Annotated in this window: 18 protein-coding genes; 6 read left to right on the forward strand and 12 right to left on the reverse strand. The window is 62.4% G+C overall.

Annotated features, from left to right (window positions below; genetic code table 11):
• Nucleotides 1–17: 17 nt before the first annotated feature.
• From moeA to AC1RTQ_RS12800, 5 genes are all read right to left on the reverse strand, one after another.
• Nucleotides 18–1,391: a molybdopterin molybdotransferase MoeA gene (gene moeA, locus AC1RTQ_RS12780; protein ID WP_492876235.1), complete on the reverse strand. Its 1,374-nt coding sequence runs from the start codon at nt 1,389–1,391 to the stop codon at nt 18–20.
• An 85-nt stretch (nt 1,392–1,476) separates the two neighbouring features.
• The gene (mobA, locus tag AC1RTQ_RS12785) at nt 1,477–2,142 is read right to left on the reverse strand and encodes a molybdenum cofactor guanylyltransferase MobA (protein ID WP_492876237.1); all 666 of its coding nucleotides are present in this window, start codon (nt 2,140–2,142) and stop codon (nt 1,477–1,479) included.
• Complete coding sequence (moaA, locus tag AC1RTQ_RS12790; RefSeq protein WP_492876239.1) at nt 2,135–3,277, reverse strand: GTP 3',8-cyclase MoaA; 1,143 nt, start codon at nt 3,275–3,277, stop codon at nt 2,135–2,137. The genes mobA and moaA overlap by 8 nt, the downstream gene beginning before the upstream one ends.
• A 97-nt stretch (nt 3,278–3,374) precedes the next feature.
• Complete coding sequence (locus tag AC1RTQ_RS12795) at nt 3,375–3,956, reverse strand: DUF2889 domain-containing protein (protein WP_492876241.1); 582 nt, start codon at nt 3,954–3,956, stop codon at nt 3,375–3,377.
• Between the two features lie 189 nt (nt 3,957–4,145).
• On the reverse strand, nt 4,146–4,907 hold the full coding sequence (locus tag AC1RTQ_RS12800) for a Crp/Fnr family transcriptional regulator (protein WP_492876243.1): 762 nt from the start codon (nt 4,905–4,907) through the stop codon (nt 4,146–4,148).
• A gap of 112 nt (nt 4,908–5,019) precedes the next feature.
• Between AC1RTQ_RS12800 and AC1RTQ_RS12805 the strand changes: the two genes are divergently transcribed.
• The 4 genes from AC1RTQ_RS12805 (at nt 5,020) to AC1RTQ_RS12820 (ending at nt 10,403) form a co-directional block, all read left to right on the forward strand.
• The gene (locus AC1RTQ_RS12805; RefSeq protein WP_492876244.1) at nt 5,020–5,544 is read left to right on the forward strand and encodes an Mpo1 family 2-hydroxy fatty acid dioxygenase; all 525 of its coding nucleotides are present in this window, start codon (nt 5,020–5,022) and stop codon (nt 5,542–5,544) included.
• A 227-nt stretch (nt 5,545–5,771) separates the two neighbouring features.
• Nucleotides 5,772–6,299: an inorganic diphosphatase gene (gene ppa / locus AC1RTQ_RS12810; protein WP_182286454.1), complete on the forward strand. Its 528-nt coding sequence runs from the start codon at nt 5,772–5,774 to the stop codon at nt 6,297–6,299.
• A 140-nt stretch (nt 6,300–6,439) separates the two neighbouring features.
• Complete coding sequence (locus AC1RTQ_RS12815; protein ID WP_492876246.1) at nt 6,440–8,203, forward strand: methyl-accepting chemotaxis protein; 1,764 nt, start codon at nt 6,440–6,442, stop codon at nt 8,201–8,203.
• Between the two features lie 430 nt (nt 8,204–8,633).
• The gene (locus AC1RTQ_RS12820) at nt 8,634–10,403 is read left to right on the forward strand and encodes a methyl-accepting chemotaxis protein (protein WP_492876248.1); all 1,770 of its coding nucleotides are present in this window, start codon (nt 8,634–8,636) and stop codon (nt 10,401–10,403) included.
• Between the two features lie 60 nt (nt 10,404–10,463).
• On the opposite strand, the gene AC1RTQ_RS12825 is transcribed toward AC1RTQ_RS12820, so the two are convergent.
• Nucleotides 10,464–11,825 carry a GNAT family N-acetyltransferase gene (locus AC1RTQ_RS12825; protein ID WP_492876250.1) on the reverse strand — a complete coding sequence of 454 codons (1,362 nt, stop codon included), beginning with the start codon at nt 11,823–11,825 and terminating at the stop codon, nt 10,464–10,466.
• Here AC1RTQ_RS12825 and AC1RTQ_RS12830 point away from each other — a divergent pair.
• Nucleotides 11,824–13,470 (forward strand): NAD+ synthase, encoded by a 1,647-nt coding sequence (locus AC1RTQ_RS12830; protein WP_304350264.1) that lies wholly within the window; start codon nt 11,824–11,826, stop codon nt 13,468–13,470. The genes AC1RTQ_RS12825 and AC1RTQ_RS12830 overlap by 2 nt on opposite strands.
• Nucleotides 13,471–13,520: 50 nt before the next feature.
• The gene (locus tag AC1RTQ_RS12835; RefSeq protein WP_003056652.1) at nt 13,521–13,859 is read left to right on the forward strand and encodes a P-II family nitrogen regulator; all 339 of its coding nucleotides are present in this window, start codon (nt 13,521–13,523) and stop codon (nt 13,857–13,859) included.
• Between the two features lie 133 nt (nt 13,860–13,992).
• On the opposite strand, the gene AC1RTQ_RS12840 is transcribed toward AC1RTQ_RS12835, so the two are convergent.
• The 6 genes from AC1RTQ_RS12840 to AC1RTQ_RS12865 are packed head-to-tail and all read right to left on the reverse strand — an operon-like array spanning nt 13,993 to nt 17,464.
• Nucleotides 13,993–14,586: an LOG family protein gene (locus tag AC1RTQ_RS12840; RefSeq protein ID WP_034356985.1), complete on the reverse strand. Its 594-nt coding sequence runs from the start codon at nt 14,584–14,586 to the stop codon at nt 13,993–13,995.
• A complete protein-coding gene (locus tag AC1RTQ_RS12845; RefSeq protein ID WP_304350263.1) occupies nt 14,583–14,984 on the reverse strand; it encodes a diacylglycerol kinase in 402 nt (133 codons plus the stop codon). The genes AC1RTQ_RS12840 and AC1RTQ_RS12845 overlap by 4 nt, the downstream gene beginning before the upstream one ends.
• Nucleotides 14,985–14,996: 12 nt before the next feature.
• A complete protein-coding gene (locus AC1RTQ_RS12850; protein ID WP_304350262.1) occupies nt 14,997–15,545 on the reverse strand; it encodes an RDD family protein in 549 nt (182 codons plus the stop codon).
• A gap of 59 nt (nt 15,546–15,604) precedes the next feature.
• Nucleotides 15,605–16,420, reverse strand: coding sequence for a DUF3106 domain-containing protein (locus AC1RTQ_RS12855; protein ID WP_492876254.1), 816 nt, complete (start codon nt 16,418–16,420; stop codon nt 15,605–15,607).
• A 22-nt stretch (nt 16,421–16,442) separates the two neighbouring features.
• Nucleotides 16,443–16,898 (reverse strand): DUF3619 family protein, encoded by a 456-nt coding sequence (locus AC1RTQ_RS12860; RefSeq protein ID WP_302091431.1) that lies wholly within the window; start codon nt 16,896–16,898, stop codon nt 16,443–16,445.
• Nucleotides 16,895–17,464: an RNA polymerase sigma factor gene (locus AC1RTQ_RS12865; RefSeq protein ID WP_492876256.1), complete on the reverse strand. Its 570-nt coding sequence runs from the start codon at nt 17,462–17,464 to the stop codon at nt 16,895–16,897. The genes AC1RTQ_RS12860 and AC1RTQ_RS12865 overlap by 4 nt, the downstream gene beginning before the upstream one ends.
• Nucleotides 17,465–17,530 lie beyond the last annotated feature (66 nt).

The following is a 17,530-nucleotide window of genomic DNA, read 5'->3' on the forward strand; positions in this document are numbered from 1 at the left end:
AGACGGCAAGTCTGTCTTCAGATCAGGCCCTGCAGCAGCAGGACGTTGACGGATTCTCCGGGCAGGACATCGCCGCGCGCATCGTCGAGCACGATGATGCAGTCGGCTGCGACCATGGAGCTGAGCACGCCCGAGCCTTGCGGGCCTGTGGTGCGTACGGCGGCCTGGCCCTTTTCGTCGAGTTCGAGTACGCCGCGCAGATATTCGGTACGACCCGGGCGTTTGCGCAGGCGCTCGCTGCTGATCGCCTGCAGCAATGGCACGGGGGCGCCGCGCTCGCCTGCCAGCATGGCCAGGGCCGGGCGCACAAACATCAGAAAGCTCACCATGGCGGCCACCGGGTTGCCGGGCAGCCCCAGCAGCACCGCCGGGCGTTGGGTGGGTGGTGTATTGCCCTGACTTTGGGAGCCGCTTGCGCTTGTCTTGATCGGGATACCTGCCGGTCTGGTCAAGGAGATTGCGCCGGCGGGAGCGAGCAGACCCACCGCCAGTGGCCGGCCGGGACGCATGGCCACTCGCCAGAACTGCACGGTGCCCAGGCGCTGCAGGATCGCGCGGGTGTGATCGGCCTCGCCGGCGCTGATGCCGCCACTGGTCAGCACCACATCGGCCAGGGTGGCTGCTTCGCGCAGACGCTCTTCCAGCGCGGCCGGCTCATCGGGCACGGCCCCCAGGTCCAGCACATGGGCGCCCAGGCGGCGCAGTAGCGCCTGCAGGCTGAAACGGTTGCTGTCGTAGATGGCTCCCTCGCGCGGCTCGGCGCCGGGGCTCAGCAGCTCGTCGCCGGTGGAGAAATAAGCCACGCTGAGCCGGCGCCGCACGCTGACCTGGCCCAGTCCCAGACTGGCCAGCAGACCCAGGGCGGCTGGTGTGAGGCGTTGGCCGGCCCGCAGCGCCACAGAGCCTTGCTCCAGGTCTTCGCCGCGCAGGCGACGATTGGCGCCTGCGCGCAGGGCATGGCCGTCAAACTGAATGCACTCCTGCTCAGCGCTGGCTTGCTCATGGGCGACTACCGTGTCCGCACCCGCCGGCATGACCGCCCCCGTCATGATCTTCACGCATTGGCCAGAGCCAAGCCGGCCTTGCCAGGGCCCTCCTGCCAGCGCCGTCCCCACCACACGCAGCATCAGTGGCCGGTCAGGCTGCGCCTGCTCCAGTTCGCTGCCGGCAAAGGCATAGCCGTCCATGGCGCTATTGTCATGGGGGGGGACGTTGACGGGGCAGATCACATCGGCTGCCAGCACACGATCAAGAGCATCGGGCAGGGCGACGGTTTCCACCTCGGCGACCGCACCCAGCGGCTGCAGCAGGGCCTGCAGCTGTTGCAGCACCTGGTCAGTGGTCAGCGTCTGGGCGCTGGTGGAAGCGGCAGGTTGAAAAGTCGCAGTCATAACAGCAAAAATAAAAAACCTCATGACGGGATGCGGCCATGGGGCTGCGTGGCACTTTACGCTTTTGGCTTGAGGTGCCGGTGAATCAGGATTGGCGTTCGGGGGCGATTTGCTCCAGATCAAGCAACTGGGCCAGCGTGTTGGCGTTGCTGAAGGCCTGCTTGTCCCCAGGGCGGTCAAATAGGGCCTGGGCGCTGCGATGCTGGCTGGTCCAGGCGTCTATCTTGCGGCCGCCGCCGGTGATGAAGCGCTCCAGGCTGGAGGCGAGCCCTGCCCGCAGCAGGCAGAACACGGGCTGGGCGCGCAGTTGCGGCGGCTGCCCCGGCTTGGCATGCTCGGTATCCCAGCCGTGAGCGATGACGATATCGGCATCGCCGCGCGAGGCCAGCATGTGCGCAGCCAGATCGAGGGGCAGCAGCGGCGTATCGCAGGGCACGCAAAGCAGCCATGGCGTGCGGCAATGCGCGAGGCCGGCCATGAATCCCGCCAGCGGGCCGGGGTAGTCGGGAAGGCTGTCGGCGCAGACCTCGGCAGCCAGTGGCTGGCCCAGCTCGGCATAGGCCGCTGCATTGCGATTGGCATTGATGAGCAGGGGGCCGACTTGCGGGGCCAGGCGCTGCAATGCATGCAGTGCCAGTGGCAGGCCTTGAAAGCGCTGCAGGCCTTTGTCCACGCCGCCCATGCGTGCCCCGCGCCCCCCGGCCAGCACGCAGCCGGTGATCTGCTCAGGGGGGATGCGTGAGTCAGCCACCGATATAGCTCATCTCGATGCGCCGGCCTTGCCGCTGCGGCGCCACATCGGGCGGCATTTCGCTGCGCAGCTGCGAGTAGCGATCGTCGCGCTGCTGCCAGATGGGGGCGATGGCTGCAGCAATCTCGGCATCGCTGGCACCGGTGCGCAGCAAGCTGCGCAAGTCCCAGCCCTGGCTGGCGAACAGGCACAGATAGAGCTGGCCCTCGGTGGACAGGCGTGCGCGGTTGCAGTCGCCGCAGAAAGCATGGGTCACACTGCTGATGACGCCCACCTCTCCCAGCTGCGGATCATGTCGGCCGCTGGCATCGGCATAGCCCCAGCGCACGGCGGTCTCGCCAGGGGCGCTGGGCGCCAGCGGGATCAGCGGCAGCTCGGCGCGCAGACGCGCTATCACTTCGTCCGAGGGCAGCACCTCGTCCATACGCCAGCCGTTGGTTGCGCCCACGTCCATGTATTCGATGAAGCGCAGCGTGATTCCCGTGCCGCGGAAGTAGCGGGCCATGGGCAGGATCTGGTCGTCATTGGTGCCGCGCTTGACCACCATGTTGACCTTGATGTGTGACAGGCCTGCGGCCTGCGCAGCCTCGATGCCGGCCAGCACATCGGTCACGGGGAAGTCCACATCGTTCATGCGCCGGAACACGGCGTCGTCCAGCCCATCGAGGCTGACGGTCACGCGATTGAGGCCGGCATCCTTCAGAGCGCGGACCTTGCGTGCCAGCAGCGAAGCGTTGGTGGTCAGTGTCAGGTCCAGCGGCTGGCCATCGGGCGTACGCAGCTCGGCCAACTGGGCGATCAGGGCTTCGATGTTCTTGCGCAGCAGCGGTTCGCCGCCGGTCAGGCGCAGCTTGCGTACGCCATGGGCGACAAAAAGTCTGGCCAGGCGTGTAATTTCCTCGAAGCTCAACAGCGAGCTGTGGGGCAGATATTGGTAGTTCTTGTCAAAAACTTCCTTGGGCATGCAGTAGTTGCAGCGGAAGTTGCAGCGGTCGGTGACGCTGATGCGCAGGTCGCGCAAAGGCCGCCCCCATTGATCCTGCAGCAGCCCGGTAGGGGCCTGCAGGGGGCTGGGGACGATTGCGTTGCGGGTCGCCGCACGCTCATCGACCAAGGGGATCACACGTTCTGCCATGGGCTCGATTGTGCCGCAAGCGCGAAGTCCGGGCCGGCTGCGGGCTTGTTGTGGCTTATCAAATTTGATAGCTGTTAGCGCTTGATGGGATTGTGGATCAGTCTTTTGTAGTGGTTTGCGCGGGGTGCTGAGCGAGCGGCTTCCAGCCCTTGAACTCGGGGTAGAACTCGGCCACGCCGGGGCCGTTGAAGTCCCAGCCCAGGCATTGGCCCAGGTGGCGTGGCGGCAGGCCTGAGCTATTGGTACCGAACTGGTTGAGAACGGTGTGAAAGGCGGGCGTCGCCATATTGAACAGCAGCTCGCGCAGATGCGTGCAGCCCACCACACCGCCCAGATTGTCGGCAATGGCGCGGCGCCAGCCGCGGGCTATGCAGCAGCCCATCATCTTCTGCATGGACTTTGTGGCCTGGGAGCAGTGGCCCAGGGGGTGGTCGTCCATGGCAGCCTCGATGCCGTGCACCACCATGTCGGCATCGATGGTCAGGCGAATCCACATATGGTGAATCGGCTTGCCTGCCGGCACTTTGCGGCGGCCGTGCAGTTCGATGTCATAGGTTTTCTGGTCGATCAGCTCGGCTTCCACGTCCCACATGCCGTCATCACGGGCATAGCCCCGGTATTTGACGTCGCGCATGTGGATCGGGGCTGGCGTGCGGCTGGCACTGGGAGGCAAGGGCATGGGGTATCCGTTGTTATGGCGGGCGACGACGACGGCATGTCGGAGTCTGGCTGGATCGCCCGCGATGATCTTGATTCGGGTCTGGTGTCCCAGACCCGATTTCATTATCAAAGAGATAGCAGGCTTGTCCAGCACCAAGCGGACAGTGGAGCGGCAGGCCGGGGCGACCCCGAGCCCGGAGGCAAGCGCCTAGCTGCTCGTGGGTATTTGCCCGGTGAGTGCTGCGGCCTTGAGTGCGGCCAGGTCGAGAACTTCCAGTTTGCCGCGCCGCAGTTGCAACCAGCCGGCCTGCTGCAGCTCCTGCAGTATCTGGTTGGTGGTCTGGCGTGACAGGCCCAGCATGCGTGCCATCTGCTCCTGCGAGACGGCCAACTCGCGGTGAGTGCGCATGCGGTCGGCCCATTGCTCGTGGCCCATGGCCATCTGCACCAGGCGGCACATCACGCGCTGCGGGGCAGGCAGCACGGTCTGTTCCTCCAGCGCAATCAGGCTGGAGCGCAGCTTGTGGGTCAGCAGCAGGGCCATGTGGCGCCAGCAATGAGGGTTGGTATCCAGCCATTCGCGCAGCGGCGGTATAGGGATATGCAGCAGAGCGCAGGCAGTATTGGCGCAGGCGTCGTGGGTGCGGGGCTCGCCATCGAACAGGGCGATCTCGCCCAGCCAGCTCGGCGGCTCGATCAAGGTCAGCAAGGCTGTGCGGGTGTTTTCCTGAAGTGCAGCCGTGCCGGAGATGCTGAGCGAGCCCCTGGCCACCGCATACAGGCCGCAGGGCGCATCGCCGCGGCGAAACAGCCATTCGCCAGCGGTCAGCAGCCTTGGCTGGGCCAGTTGCTGCATCTGGGCGGTCAACTCCAGCGGCAGGGAGCGGAACCAGCGTCCGGCCTGCACAATGGCCCAGAGGTCATTGGCGTTGACATGCTCGAAGCTGCCGCGCTGGCGTGCAGTGGGCACTGAGGCCGGTGCAGGCCTGGGGGAAGGGTTTAGCGCTTGTGTCGGTGGCATGACAGACGGCAAGGTTGATGCTGCGCCACCATGCTCTGACAAGCGACCAGGAGATACAGCGATGAAAACCCTAATCGACCAACTGTCCAACTACGCCGACTACCACCGTGATCCGCGCAATATCGTGACGCACTACATCGGCGTACCCATGATCATGCAGGCGGTGGTCATTCTCCTGGCCAGGCTGCAATGGGGAGCGCCTGGCGGTAGCCCGATCTCGCTGGCTCTGCTGGCAGCGGTTGCCGCCGCGGTGTATTACTGGCGACTGGACGGGCGCTACGGCTTGTTCATGAGCGTGCTGCTGGCCGCCATGCTGGCGCTGGCCGCTCCCATCGCCGCGCTGCCCATGGGCAGCTGGCTGGCCTGGGGGCTGGGTTTGTTTGCGCTGGGCTGGGTGATCCAGTTCATCGGTCACTACTGGGAAGGACGCAAGCCCGCTTTTTTTGACGATGTGATGGGCCTGCTGATAGGCCCGCTGTTTGTGGCGGCCGAGCTGGGCTTTGCGCTCGGGCTGCGCAAGGAGGTACAGGCGGCGGTGGAGCAGCGCAGCGGCCCCGTGCGTCGCCGGCACCCGGCGAACGCTTGATGTGCTCTTATTTTGAGAGCTAATTCATCTATAGCTATATGGGTTTGGGTGGGTTTTCATGGGTGTCGCGGCCGGCGGCGCCTGGCGGTAATACACAACTGCGCGTGCATCTTTCAAACATGTAATGCCTGCGTTAGGGTCATGCGCCTAAAATCGCGGGCTGACCCTCAGGGGCTGATGCCTTGTTGGCTCTTGCGGGGCTTTTTGTATTACTTCACCCAACCATCATGTCTCTGAACAATGTGACCCCCGGCTCCAAGACTCCTGAAGTCTTCAACGTCGTCATCGAAATCTCGGCCAACTCGGCTCCCGTGAAGTACGAAGTGGACAAGGAAACCGGCTGCCTGTTCGTAGACCGTTTCATGGGCACGGCCATGCACTACCCCGTGAACTACGGCTATGTGCCCAAGACCCTGGCTGGCGACGGCGACCCCGTGGACGTGCTGGTGATGACACCATTTCCCCTGCCCAGCGGCGTGGTCGTGCCCTGCCGTGCCATCGGCATTCTGGAGATGGAAGACGAGTCCGGCATCGACGGCAAGGTTCTGGCCGTGCCCACACAGAAGCTGCTGCCTTCCTACGACAAGATCAACCACCTCAGCGACATCCATGAGCTGACCCTGCAGCAGATCGCTCACTTCTTCGAGCACTACAAGGATCTGGAAAAGGGCAAGTGGGTCAAGGTTCTGGGCTGGAAGGGCGTGGACGTGGCGCACAAGGAAATCGTGGACGGCATCGCGAACTACAAGGGCTGATCCAAACTAGTAAAGGGTCTCTAACCTTTACTTGCAGAGAAGCCCCGCAATCTGCATATATACAATTTGAAACGCGCCTGGCGGACCTCGCTTGGTGCGTTTTTTTTATGGCCTGCATCGATAGATACGAGGGAGAGCGCATGAGTTGGAAGATTTCGGACTGGCGCGTGGGGACCAAGTTGGGCGTCAGCTTTACGGCGCTGGTGTTTTTCTCCGCATTGCTCGGCCTGGTGGCCTGGTTGCAGCTATCGAGCATTCATGCTGCGGGCCGTGAGGTCTCCGAAGTGGCGCTGCCCAGTGTCTACAACGCAGCCTCCATGCGCTCCGAATACAACCGGCTGCGACGCCATGAGGCGGGCATCGCCACCGCGCGCACCCTGGTCGAGATCGAAGGCTATGAGCAGCAGATCCAGCAGCGCCTGAAAACCATTGCCGAGCAGGAGAAGGTGGTCAACGAGCTGATTGCCAGCCAGCCGCTGCGCCAGGCCTATGAAGGCTATCAGGTCAGCAAGGCGAACTTCCTGAAGCTGCACGAGCAGTTGCTGGCACGGGCACGCGATGGCGACTACAACACCGTAGACAGCCAGGCAGGCATGGCCGACGAGCTGGGGCTGTTTTTTGCCGGGCTGTCCGAACAGGCCTTCAGCCAGGTGGCGGAAAGCACGGGCAAGCTGATGACGCTGCAGCTCGAGAACGCGGCGCAGGCCCAGCAGGCCGAAAAGTCCAGTTTCGAGCTGGCCCGCTACTGGCTGCTCGGTACGCTGGCGCTGGTGGTGCTGTTTGCCGCTGTGGTCGGTATTGCGATGACGCGCGCCATCACGGTGCCCGTGGCCACGGCCGTGGAGCTGGCGCAGGCCGTGGCTGCCGGCAGACTGGGCATGGTGGTGAAGAACCAGCGCCGCGATGAAATGGGCTTGCTGCTCAATGCGCTGGAAGACATGCGTCGGCAGCTGTCCGCCGTGGTCCAGGATGTGCGCGGCAATGCCCATGGCGTGGCCCAGGCGTCCAACGAAATCGCTCAGGGCAATGCGGATCTTTCGGCGCGTACCGAAAACCAGGCCAGCGCCCTGGAGGAAACGGCTGCATCCATGGAGCAACTGGGCTCGACCGTGCGTCAGAACGCGGACAACGCCCAGACCGCCAATCAAATGGCAAAGAATGCCTCCGATGTGGCGGGTCGCGGCGGGGATGTGGTTGCCCAGGTGGTGGACACCATGAAGGGCATCAACGACAGCAGCCGCCAGATCGCCGACATCATCGGCGTGATCGACTCGATTGCCTTCCAGACCAATATCCTGGCGCTGAATGCGGCCGTGGAAGCCGCGCGTGCCGGCGAGCAAGGTCGTGGCTTTGCCGTGGTGGCGGGCGAGGTGCGCACGCTGGCGCAGCGCAGCGCCGAGGCGGCCAAGGAAATCAAGCAGCTTATCCATGCCAGCGTGGAGCGCGTGGAGCAAGGCTCGCAGCTGGTGGACAAGGCCGGCGCCACCATGGCCGAAATCGTGGCGGCCATCGGCCGCGTGACTGACATCATGGGTGAGATCAGCGCGGCCAGTCGCGAGCAGAGCCAGGGCGTTGCCCAGGTGGGCGAAGCCGTCACCCAGATGGATCAGACCACGCAGCAGAATGCGGCCCTGGTGGAGCAGAGCGCGGCAGCCGCCGACTCTTTGCAGCGCCAGGCCAAGGCACTGGTCGATTCGGTGGCGATTTTTCAGTTGGGCAATCAGGCACAGAGCTTTGCCACTGCGGCGCTGAAAAATCGGGTCGAGCCGGTTGCAAAGGCCGGCATGAGCGCTGGCCCCAGGGCTGCAGCGTTAGTCGATCAAGGCCCGAGCAAGGACATGCCGGCGTCGGTCAAAACGGCTCGGCCCGCTTTGACCAATGATCAGGATTGGGAGCAGTTCTGAGGGATTGCCGGTTTCAACGACTTCTGTCTCAAAACCCCGAGAGCGAACGCTGTCGGGGTTTTTTTACAAGCTTTCTTCAAACTGTCTTGATATTGATCAAGAAGAGGGGTGGCTTGACGCTTTTTCAAGGCTATGTGGGTTGCCATGGCATCGAGAATCGCTGTTGTCACTTGTTGGTAACTTTAAGTAACTTGAGTGCGGTGTAAGTATCTGCCTACATGGCTGTAAGCCTCTGAAGATAGGCAAGGAATATGAAACTTGAAACAATTGAACACATATAAGCCGGTAGCAAGGACCATTCCATCTCTGGCATGCCATCCAGAGAGATATTTCCCGATCGAGCAGAAAAATTGAATCCTTGCGCTTCGTGGGCATGGATTCAAAAGAAGTATTAATAAAAACTAATTGGTAATAGAGGGAGGTGCAATCAATGAAAAGCATCAAAATCTCCACGCGGATTCTCGGCACGTTCGGGGTTCTGGTCTTGCTGCTGGTCGTGGTGGTTGCCATGGCATTGATGCAGTTGCGCTCCATGCGCTCCAGCGCTGAAACCATCACCGGCAATGCGTTGCCCAGCGTGGAAGTGATCAATACCCTCAATACCGACCTGGCGCGCACCCGCTTGCTTGAGTTGCGGCATGTCAACAATGACGAGCCCGGTTATATGGCTCAGGTGGAGGCTCAATTCGAGCAATTGCAGAAACACCTGGCGGATGCAAAAAAGCTCTATGAACCCTTGATTGTCACTGCCGAGGAGCGCGAGCTCTACGCGCAGTTCCTGCGCGAACGGGAGCGTTATGTCGAGTTGAACAAGCAACTGTTCGAAATTTCGCGTCGAGGTGATAAAGAGCAGGCCAAGCAAGTGCTGGGAGGCGAGTCTCTCAAGCTCTATGACCAGTCTTCGGCGACTCTGCAAAAGCTGATCAAGTTCAACAGCGATGTGGCAAGGGACGAGACGCTGGCTTCGGAGAAGGTCTATGACGGGGCTGTGCGCATGCTTGCCTTGGCTGCCCTGGTTGCGGTGCTGGTGGCGGCAGGGGCAGGCATCTGGCTGGTGCGCTCCATCCGTGCGCCGCTGGAGCAGGCGGTGCAGGCCGCGGACCGCGTGGCCAATGGGGATCTGAGTGGCGTCATTCGCGTGGAGCGAGAGGACGAAACAGGCCGCTTGCTCAGCGCCTTGGAGCGCATGCAAAGCAGTCTGGTGCAGACCGTGCGCACGGTACGCCAGAACGCGGAAGGCGTGGCCTCGGCCAGTTCGCAGATTGCCTCGGGCAACGCCGATCTCTCCGGTCGCACCGAGGAGCAGGCCAGTGCGCTGGAGGAAACCGCGGCCTCGATGGAGCAATTGGGCTCTACCGTGCGCCAGAACGCCGACAACGCCCGTGCTGCCAATCAAATGGCGGTGAATGCTTCCCAGGTGGCAGCGCAGGGCGGTGCCGTGGTGGCTGAAGTGGTGGAAACCATGAAGGGCATCAACAACAGCAGCCAGCAGATTGCCGACATCATCACGGTCATCGACTCCATCGCCTTTCAGACCAATATCCTGGCGCTGAATGCGGCCGTGGAAGCGGCGCGTGCCGGTGAACAGGGCCGTGGTTTTGCCGTGGTGGCGGGCGAGGTGCGCACCCTGGCCCAGCGCAGTGCCGAGGCCGCCAAGGAAATCAAGGCCTTGATCAGCACCAGCGTGCAGCGGGTGGAGCAGGGCACGCAGCTGGTGGACAAGGCCGGTGCCACCATGGCCGACATCGTGTCGGCGATCAGCCGGGTGACGGATCTGATGGCCGAGATCAGTGCCGCCAGCCAGGAGCAGAGCCAGGGTGTGGCCCAGGTGGGCGAGGCGGTGACGCAGATGGATCAGACCACGCAGCAAAATGCGGCGCTGGTGGAGGAAAGTGCGGCTGCCGCCGGCGCGCTGCGCAAGCAGGCGCAGGATCTGGTTCAGGCCGTGGCGGTCTTCCAGCTGCCTGGCAGTGCGCTTCATGACCAGGCTCCCAAGGCTGCAGCCCGTGCAGCGGCGCCGGCCGTAGTCGCCTCTGCCGCCCCGGCGCGTCAGGCACCTGTGCGTCGTGTGGCGGCACGCTCTGCCCCCATGCCGGCAGCCCCGCGCTCTTTGATGGGGGGCGCTGTTGCCGGTGAATCTGCTGCTGCCCGCAATGCGCCCAAGTCCTCGCTGAACGAGGATGACTGGGAAACCTTCTGAATGTCTCCAGGGGTTAGGGATTGAAGGCCGCTGCAAAGCGGCCTTTTTCTGTCTTCGCCTTCAGGCCTTGCGCAGCGGGCTATGGGATTGCAGCTCTTTCACATACTGCGTCATGCCTTCGCTCTCGCGCTGCAAAAAGCGCTCGATGGCATCGGCAAAAGCCGGGTGGGCCACCCAGTGGGCGCTGGGTGTTTCCACGGGCAGCAGCGCGCGGGCCATTTTGTGCTCGCCCTGGGCCCCACCTTCGAAGCGGGAAAATCCATTGGCGATGCACCATTCGATGGGCTGGTAGTAGCAGGCTTCGAAATGCAAGCTGTCGATCCGCTCCAGAGCGCCCCAGTAGCGGCCATAGGCGACCTTACTATTGATAGCTGCTTGCGCTTGTCTGTCTTCAAAAAAAAATGGTTTTGATGCTGAATTCGTTGACTGTAAAGCGGTAATAGCTATCAAACTTGATGCAACGGGCTGTCCGTTGCGCTCGGCAATGAACATCAACCAGTTCTCGGGCATGGCCGAGGCCATGGCGGCAAAGAACTCCGGTGTCAGATACGGCGGGTTGCCGTGCTCCAGGTAGGTGCGCTCGTAGCAACGGTAGAAGAAGGACCAGTCCTGCGCACCGATGTCGCGACCCTGCAGGGCCTTGAAGCTCACGCCGGCCTCGACAATCTTGCGTCGCTCCTGGCGGATCTTCTTGCGTTTGTCCTGGTTCAGCGAGCCCAGAAAATCGTCGAAGTCCTTCCAGCAGGGCAGTGTCATTTCGGTCTCAGCGCAGGCCTGCATGCTGGCGGGTTCTGCCCCGGCGGGCACGGGGGCGCGCGCAGCAGGGGGCGTGGGCGGCGTGTTCGTCCAGTGGAACTGCACCGTGCTGCGCTGCATCCAGCCGGCCGCAGCGCAGGCGGCAAGATCATCGGCATCGCCAAACAGCAGGTGCAGCGATGACAGCTGCTGCTCGGCTGCCCAGGCCTGGACGGCATGCACCAGCGCCACGCGCAGCGCCTGGCTGCGTGCCAGCAGACGCGAGCCGGGCACAGGCGTGAAGGGGACGGCCAGCAAGCCCTTGGGGTAGTAAGGCAGGCCATGCTGCTGATAGGCGCGCGCCCAGGCCCAGTCAAACACGTATTCGCCGTAAGAGTGGGTCTTGATATAGAGGGGGCAGGCCGCCAGCAAGTCATCGCCGTCCCAGACGGTGATGACCCGGACGATCCAGCCGGTATCGGGCGTGGCGCTGCCGCTTTGCTCCATGGCCGCCAGGTATTCGTGGCGCATGAAGGGAGTAGGCGTGGATTGAGAGGTCAGCAGCACATTCCAGGTTTGTGCGTCCAGCTGCTGCACGCTGGCAAGCACGCGAGTGATAATCTTGTTTTCGGCCATGCCCTGATTGTCGCTGGGGCTGGTGGCCTCACCGCCTAGCTTGCTTTTCATGACGCTTTCCATTTGCTGTGCCCAACGCAATTTTGTTGTGGGAGACCTCTCTGGCAATGTCCAGAAAATCATCGCCGCTGCTGCTGAAGCTTATGCCAACGGTGCCCGCCTGCTGCTCACGCCCGAGCTTGCCCTGTGCGGCTACGCGGCTGAGGACCTGTATCTGCGTCCGGCATTCTTGCAGGCCTGCGACGCGGCCCTGCAGCAATTGCAGCAAGCCAGTGCCCAATGGCCGGGGCTGGCGCTGGTCATCGGTCACCCGCAGCTCGATGAGCAAGGTGAGAAACTGTTCAACGCTGCCAGCGTGCTGCGCGATGGGCAGCAGATTGCGCGCTATTTCAAACAGCTGCTGCCCAATTTTGGCGTGTTCGACGAACAGCGCTACTTTGCGGCCGGTGAGCAGAGCTGTGTCTTCGAGCTGGAGGGCATCCAGATCGGGCTGCTGATTTGCGAAGACGCCTGGCATGCCGGCCCTGCGCGGGCGGCCGTGGCCGCAGGCGCCCAGTTGCTGGCTGTCGTCAATGCCTCGCCGTTTCATAGCGGGAAATCCTCCGAGCGCGAGGCGGTGATTGCGCAGCGTGCCATGGAAAATGCGGTTCCCCTGGTGTATGCCCATCTGGTGGGCGGTCAGGACGAAGTCGTGTTCGACGGCTGCTCGTTTGCGGTGGGCGCCAGCGGTCAGGTGGCGGCTCGCGCGGCCGCTTTCGAGGAAGAGCTGCCCATGGTGGCGGCGCATCTGGTGGATGGAGGCGTGACGCTGATGGGGCAAGTCAAGCCTCAGCTGAGCCACCACCATGCGCTGTGGTCTGCGCTGGTGCTGTCCGTGCGCGACTATGTCGGCAAGAACCGTTTTCCGGGCGCGCTCATCGGCCTGTCGGGCGGCATGGACTCGGCCCTGGTGCTGGCGATCGCAGTGGATGCGCTGGGTGCGGACAAGGTGCGCACGGTGATGATGCCTTCGCCCTATACGGCCGATATCAGCTGGCTTGATGCGCGCGAGATGTCCGAGCGCGTGGGCGTGCAGCACGAAGAGATCGATATCGCGCCGCAGTTCGAAGCCTTCAAGGCTGCGCTGGCAGGCACTTTTGCCGGACGCGCCGAAGACACGACCGAGGAAAACCTGCAAGCCCGTATTCGGGGGACCTTGCTGATGGCGATGAGCAACAAGTTTGGCTCCATCGTGCTGACCACAGGCAACAAGAGCGAGATGTCCACCGGCTATTGCACGCTGTACGGCGACATGGCTGGAGGCTTTGCCGTCATCAAGGATGTGTTCAAGACCGAGGTGTTTGCGCTGGCACGCTGGCGCAATGCCAACGACCCCTTCGGCACGGGGCTCGATCCCATTCCCGAGCGCATCATCACGCGTCCGCCCAGTGCCGAGCTGCGTCCCGATCAGAAGGATCAGGACAGTCTGCCGGACTACGAGGTGCTGGATGCCATCGTGTCCCGTTACATGGAAAGCAACGAGAGCATAAGCTCTATCGTCGCCGAGGGTTTTGCGCCGGCGGATGTGGAACGGGTCACGCGTCTGATACAAATCAACGAGTACAAGCGTCGCCAGGCGCCGGTCGGTCCACGCCTGACGATGCGCAGCTTTGGCAAGGACTGGCGCTACCCCATCACCAACAAATTTCGCGCCTGAGGCTCTGCCTCCGGTGTTTGCCGATTTCAATCAATTGAGGAACCAGCCCCATGAAAATGATTACCGCCGTCATCAAGCCCTTCAAACTCGAGGAAGTGCGCGAGGCCCTGGCAGAGTGTGGGGTGAATGGTCTGACCGTGACCGAAGTCAAGGGTTTTGGCCGCCAGAAAGGCCATACCGAGCTCTATCGTGGCGCCGAGTATGTGGTGGATTTTCTGCCCAAGGTGAAGATCGAAGTCGTGGTGCGAGATGAAGATGTGGACCGCTGCGTGGATGCAGTCGTCAACGTCGCGCGCACCGGCAAGATTGGTGACGGCAAGATCTTCATCACCCCCGTGGAGCGAGTGGTGCGCATCCGCACGGGCGAGCTGGACGACACTGCTGTCTAAGTCGCCATGCCGCGCCCCAGTCATGCGCCCCAGTCAAAAAGCCAGACCTTGAGTCTGGCTTTTTTCATGGCCCGGAGCCGGGCGTGCGCTTTGCCCGCAGGCCGGCGCATTCCGCCCTGCAGGGTTTCGGGCCTCAGATCACCGAGCGCAGAGGCGGTGTATCCAGCTGGCTGCCTGCATTCTGGACGAGATTTTGCAGCAGGGCCGAGGTGTCGCTGCTGCTTTCGACCAGGCCCATCTGCCACTCGCCCATGAAGCCGTTGCCCACGCAGGACTGAAGAAACTGCAGCATGGCGTCGTAATAGCCATCCACATTGAGAATGCCGACGGGCTTGTCGTGGTAGCCCAGCTGGCGCCAGGTCCAGACTTCGAACAGCTCTTCAAACGTGCCAATGCCGCCGGGCAAGGCCACGAAGGCATCGCTGCGCTCGGCCATCATGGCCTTGCGCTCGTGCATGTTCTTGACGATGTGCAGCTCGTCGCAGGCCTGATTGGCCAGCTCCTTGTCGACCAGTGCCTGAGGGATGATGCCGACGACGCGGCCGCCAGCTTGTTGCGTGGCTTCGGCCACCACGCCCATCAGGCCGCTGCGTCCGCCGCCATAGACCAATTGGCCGCCGCGCGAGCCTATCCATTGGCCCACGGCCTTGGCGACTTCGGTGAATTGAGGATTGGTTCCGGGGCGTGAGCCGCAGTACACGCAAATGGAAAAAGCGGGTTGAGTCATACGATGAAACGGTGATAAAGAGCGGCAGCCCAGATGGCGCCGCACAGGCACAGGGCCAGAAATACAGCGGCGCTGCCCATGTCCTTGGCTTTCTTTGACAGCTCGTGCCATTCGGGGCCGATACGGTCTATGGCTGCCTCTATGCCGGTATTGAGCAATTCCACAATGAGAACCAGGATGACGCTGCCAGCCAGCAATGCTGCCTGCTCCCAGCTCTGACCCAGCCAGAGCGCCAGAGGAATCATGACAACCGCGCAGATGGCTTCTTGCTGAAATGCTTTTTCATGCCAGCCAGCCTTGAGGCCAGCCAGCGAGTAGCCGCCTGCATGCAGCACCCGGGACAGGCCGGTGCGACTCTTTTGGGGGTTGACGGGGTCGGGTGAGGAGGAGGTGCTCATGGAGAGGTCGGGTCAGCGAATGCGTTTGGGGGCGGGGGCCTGATGCACCAGTTGGGTGCCGGCCCAGGCGTCGTGCCAGAACTGCTTTCGAGGGTGAAAGCGGCTCAGCAGCGCCCAGATCAGAATCCAGCCCATGAGCAGCACCAGCACCTCCAGTGGCGGCAGGCCCAGCGGGTAGAGCAGGGCCAGCGGCGGCAGCCACCACATCCAGCTGGCTGCGTAGCGCAGCAGGGCGCGGGTCTGCGTCAGGGGGCGACCTTGGGTATCGACCACGCGGATATGCCAGGTCTTCATGGCCAGCGTCTGGCCCTTGCTCCAGAACCAGACAAAGTAAATCCCCAGCACCACCAGCATGAAAGCCTGCAGCAGATGCCGATTGTCGAGTGCATTGCGCGTCTGAGACAGCGTTCCGAACAAATAGCCGGCAATGAACACCACGCCAAACAAAAGCATTCCTTCATAAAGCCAGCAAGCCATGCGGCGGCGAAGGCTTGGTGCTATGAAGTCAGGAGTGGTTGAGGGTGCTGCACTGCCTTTGCGGATCGGGGTGTCTTGCTGCATGAGGCAATTGTAGGGCTCAGCTCAGCAGGCTTGAAACTCGGTTTGCCGCATCGGCGCTGTCATTGGTGCGAGTCTTGACCTGGCGCATCCAGTGGAGGCAGGGTGATCGGGGTGGCGCGAGGAATGTCCACGGGAGCCGTCTCCACAATCACCGAGGGCGTACGGATTGGGTGCGTCTCCACCATGGCCGGTGTTGCGGGCACGGGCGGTGGTGGGTGATGAATGGTTGCGGGTGGAATCTTGGGTAGATTGGGTACCGTATTGGGGGAGGCCGTGGCAGCAGGAATGCGCGCCAGCTTCTTGGAAGGCACAGGCTTGATGGCCGGTGCGGCACTTACCACCTTGGGGGTGGCGCGGGCCGCCAACAGTCGCTTTTCTTCATCGCTCAAAGCCTGGTAAGCCTCCCACTGGGCCTGCTTGTCTGTTGCGAGCTTGTTGGTAATGGCGAAGTTCAGCCGGGCCTGGTTGCGCTGGGCGGCACTCAGGCCGGACCAGGCTTCCATGCGGTCATGAAGCTTTTGCTGTTCGCGTTCGCTGAGTTTGTCAAAGCCATCCGCCAGGGCAATCCAGCGGCGCTTTTGTACCGAGCCGATCATGGCCCAGCGCTCTTCCAGCGGCAGCAGAATCTCGCGCTGGTGGCTGCTGAGCTCGCCCCAGCGTGGACCCGAAGCCTGTGCCGAGGCTCTTTGGCGCGTGGACGGGTCTGCATGCATGGCTCTGGATGCAGCTACCGTGGCGGGAGGCACGGAGCTGGGTGCCAGCCTGACTTGCTGTACGACATTCCATCCTGTCCAGCTCAAGGCCACCAACAACAGCGCCGCCATGATGGCGGCGGTATTGTCTGGTTTCAGGAGGGAGCGCTTCTCAGTAGGCATCAAGGCAGACGTGGCAGGCTGTTTAGTGTTCTGATGGAGTGGCTGCCGAGGTCTTGAGGTACTGGATGAAACCAGGGTCAGAGTAGGCAGCAGGGGGCAGATCATCGGTCAGCAAGGCGGTATCGACCTCGGTGACTTCGCTCAGCATACTTTGTTCGGTGTCGGAGTTGTAGATTACCAGGCCCGCAATGAGTGCAAAAACGGGGATGGCCGAGACCAAGGTGCGCCACCAGCCCTTGCCTTCGTCGGGATTGCCCAGTGTCAGGGTACCGCCCTGGGCAGATGTTGCAGCACTGGTCTGAATGCGCAGTACGGACGCTTCGCGGCGGCGTATGGATACGGCTTGCTCACGGGAGGCGCGCAGACGTTCGGTGACTTCATACGGGAGCAAGGCTTCACCCTCACTCAGTCGTGCAGTGATTTGACGGGCGATACGGTCGACGGCCTGTTCTTGCCGGAGGGTGGGCACGGATTTCATAACTCGATTCCTTTGGCCTTGAGTGCCTTGCTCAATGTTTGGATGGCGCGAAAGCAATGGGTTTTGACACTGCCTTCTGAGCAACCCATGGCAGCAGCGGTCTCCGCGACATCCATCTCTTCCCAATAACGCATGAGAAAGGCCTCGCGTTGACGCGCAGGCAGCTCCTGTATCTCTTTTTCTATGCTTTGCAGTGTCTGCTTGCGTTCCGTCAGGCTCTCGGCGTTGTTGGCGGCGGATGCGTCGCTCTGGGTGGCATAGGTTTCCAGCCAGTCGAAGTCGCTGTCCCCGTCCACGGAAGACTCCAGGTCGCTGAAGTGCGTGAAAACGGCTTTCTGGGTCTTTTGGCGGCGAAACCAGTCCAGGGTGCTGTTCGACAGAATGCGCTGGAACAGCATGGGCAGCTCGTTGGCGGGCTTGTCCCCATAGTGCTGGGCCAGCTTGAGCATGCTGTCCTGCACGATATCCAGGGCGGCCTCCTCGTCGCGGACATGGAAAACGCTGCGTTTGAAGGCGCGCTTTTCAACGTCTTTGAGGAATGCAGACAGTTCTTGTTCTGTGGCCAAGAGAGAGTAACCCTGGAGAAAACGGGAGTTAGTAGTGGCGAAAGCCGCAGATTATCGCATCCGATG

The sequence above is a fragment of the Comamonas sp. GW821-FHT11H03 genome, assembly GCF_058807955.1.

Bases quoted from the DNA above. Each gene is read 5' to 3' on its own strand.
- moeA (WP_492876235.1), bottom strand. From the start codon at position 1,391: ATGACTGCGACTTTTCAACCTGCCGCTTCCACCAGCGCCCAGACGCTG.
- moaA (WP_492876239.1), bottom strand. From the start codon at position 3,277: ATGGCAGAACGTGTGATCCCCTTGGTCGATGAGCGTGCGGCGACCCGC.
- AC1RTQ_RS12795 (WP_492876241.1), bottom strand. From the start codon at position 3,956: ATGCCCTTGCCTCCCAGTGCCAGCCGCACGCCAGCCCCGATCCACATG.
- AC1RTQ_RS12805 (WP_492876244.1), top strand. From the start codon at position 5,020: ATGAAAACCCTAATCGACCAACTGTCCAACTACGCCGACTACCACCGT.
- ppa (WP_182286454.1), top strand. From the start codon at position 5,772: ATGTCTCTGAACAATGTGACCCCCGGCTCCAAGACTCCTGAAGTCTTC.
- AC1RTQ_RS12815 (WP_492876246.1), top strand. From the start codon at position 6,440: ATGAGTTGGAAGATTTCGGACTGGCGCGTGGGGACCAAGTTGGGCGTC.
- AC1RTQ_RS12820 (WP_492876248.1), top strand. From the start codon at position 8,634: ATGAAAAGCATCAAAATCTCCACGCGGATTCTCGGCACGTTCGGGGTT.
- AC1RTQ_RS12830 (WP_304350264.1), top strand. From the start codon at position 11,824: ATGACGCTTTCCATTTGCTGTGCCCAACGCAATTTTGTTGTGGGAGAC.
- AC1RTQ_RS12825 (WP_492876250.1), bottom strand. From the start codon at position 11,825: ATGAAAAGCAAGCTAGGCGGTGAGGCCACCAGCCCCAGCGACAATCAG.
- AC1RTQ_RS12835 (WP_003056652.1), top strand. From the start codon at position 13,521: ATGAAAATGATTACCGCCGTCATCAAGCCCTTCAAACTCGAGGAAGTG.
- AC1RTQ_RS12840 (WP_034356985.1), bottom strand. From the start codon at position 14,586: ATGACTCAACCCGCTTTTTCCATTTGCGTGTACTGCGGCTCACGCCCC.
- AC1RTQ_RS12845 (WP_304350263.1), bottom strand. From the start codon at position 14,984: ATGAGCACCTCCTCCTCACCCGACCCCGTCAACCCCCAAAAGAGTCGC.
- AC1RTQ_RS12850 (WP_304350262.1), bottom strand. From the start codon at position 15,545: ATGCAGCAAGACACCCCGATCCGCAAAGGCAGTGCAGCACCCTCAACC.
- AC1RTQ_RS12855 (WP_492876254.1), bottom strand. From the start codon at position 16,420: ATGCCTACTGAGAAGCGCTCCCTCCTGAAACCAGACAATACCGCCGCC.
- AC1RTQ_RS12860 (WP_302091431.1), bottom strand. From the start codon at position 16,898: ATGAAATCCGTGCCCACCCTCCGGCAAGAACAGGCCGTCGACCGTATC.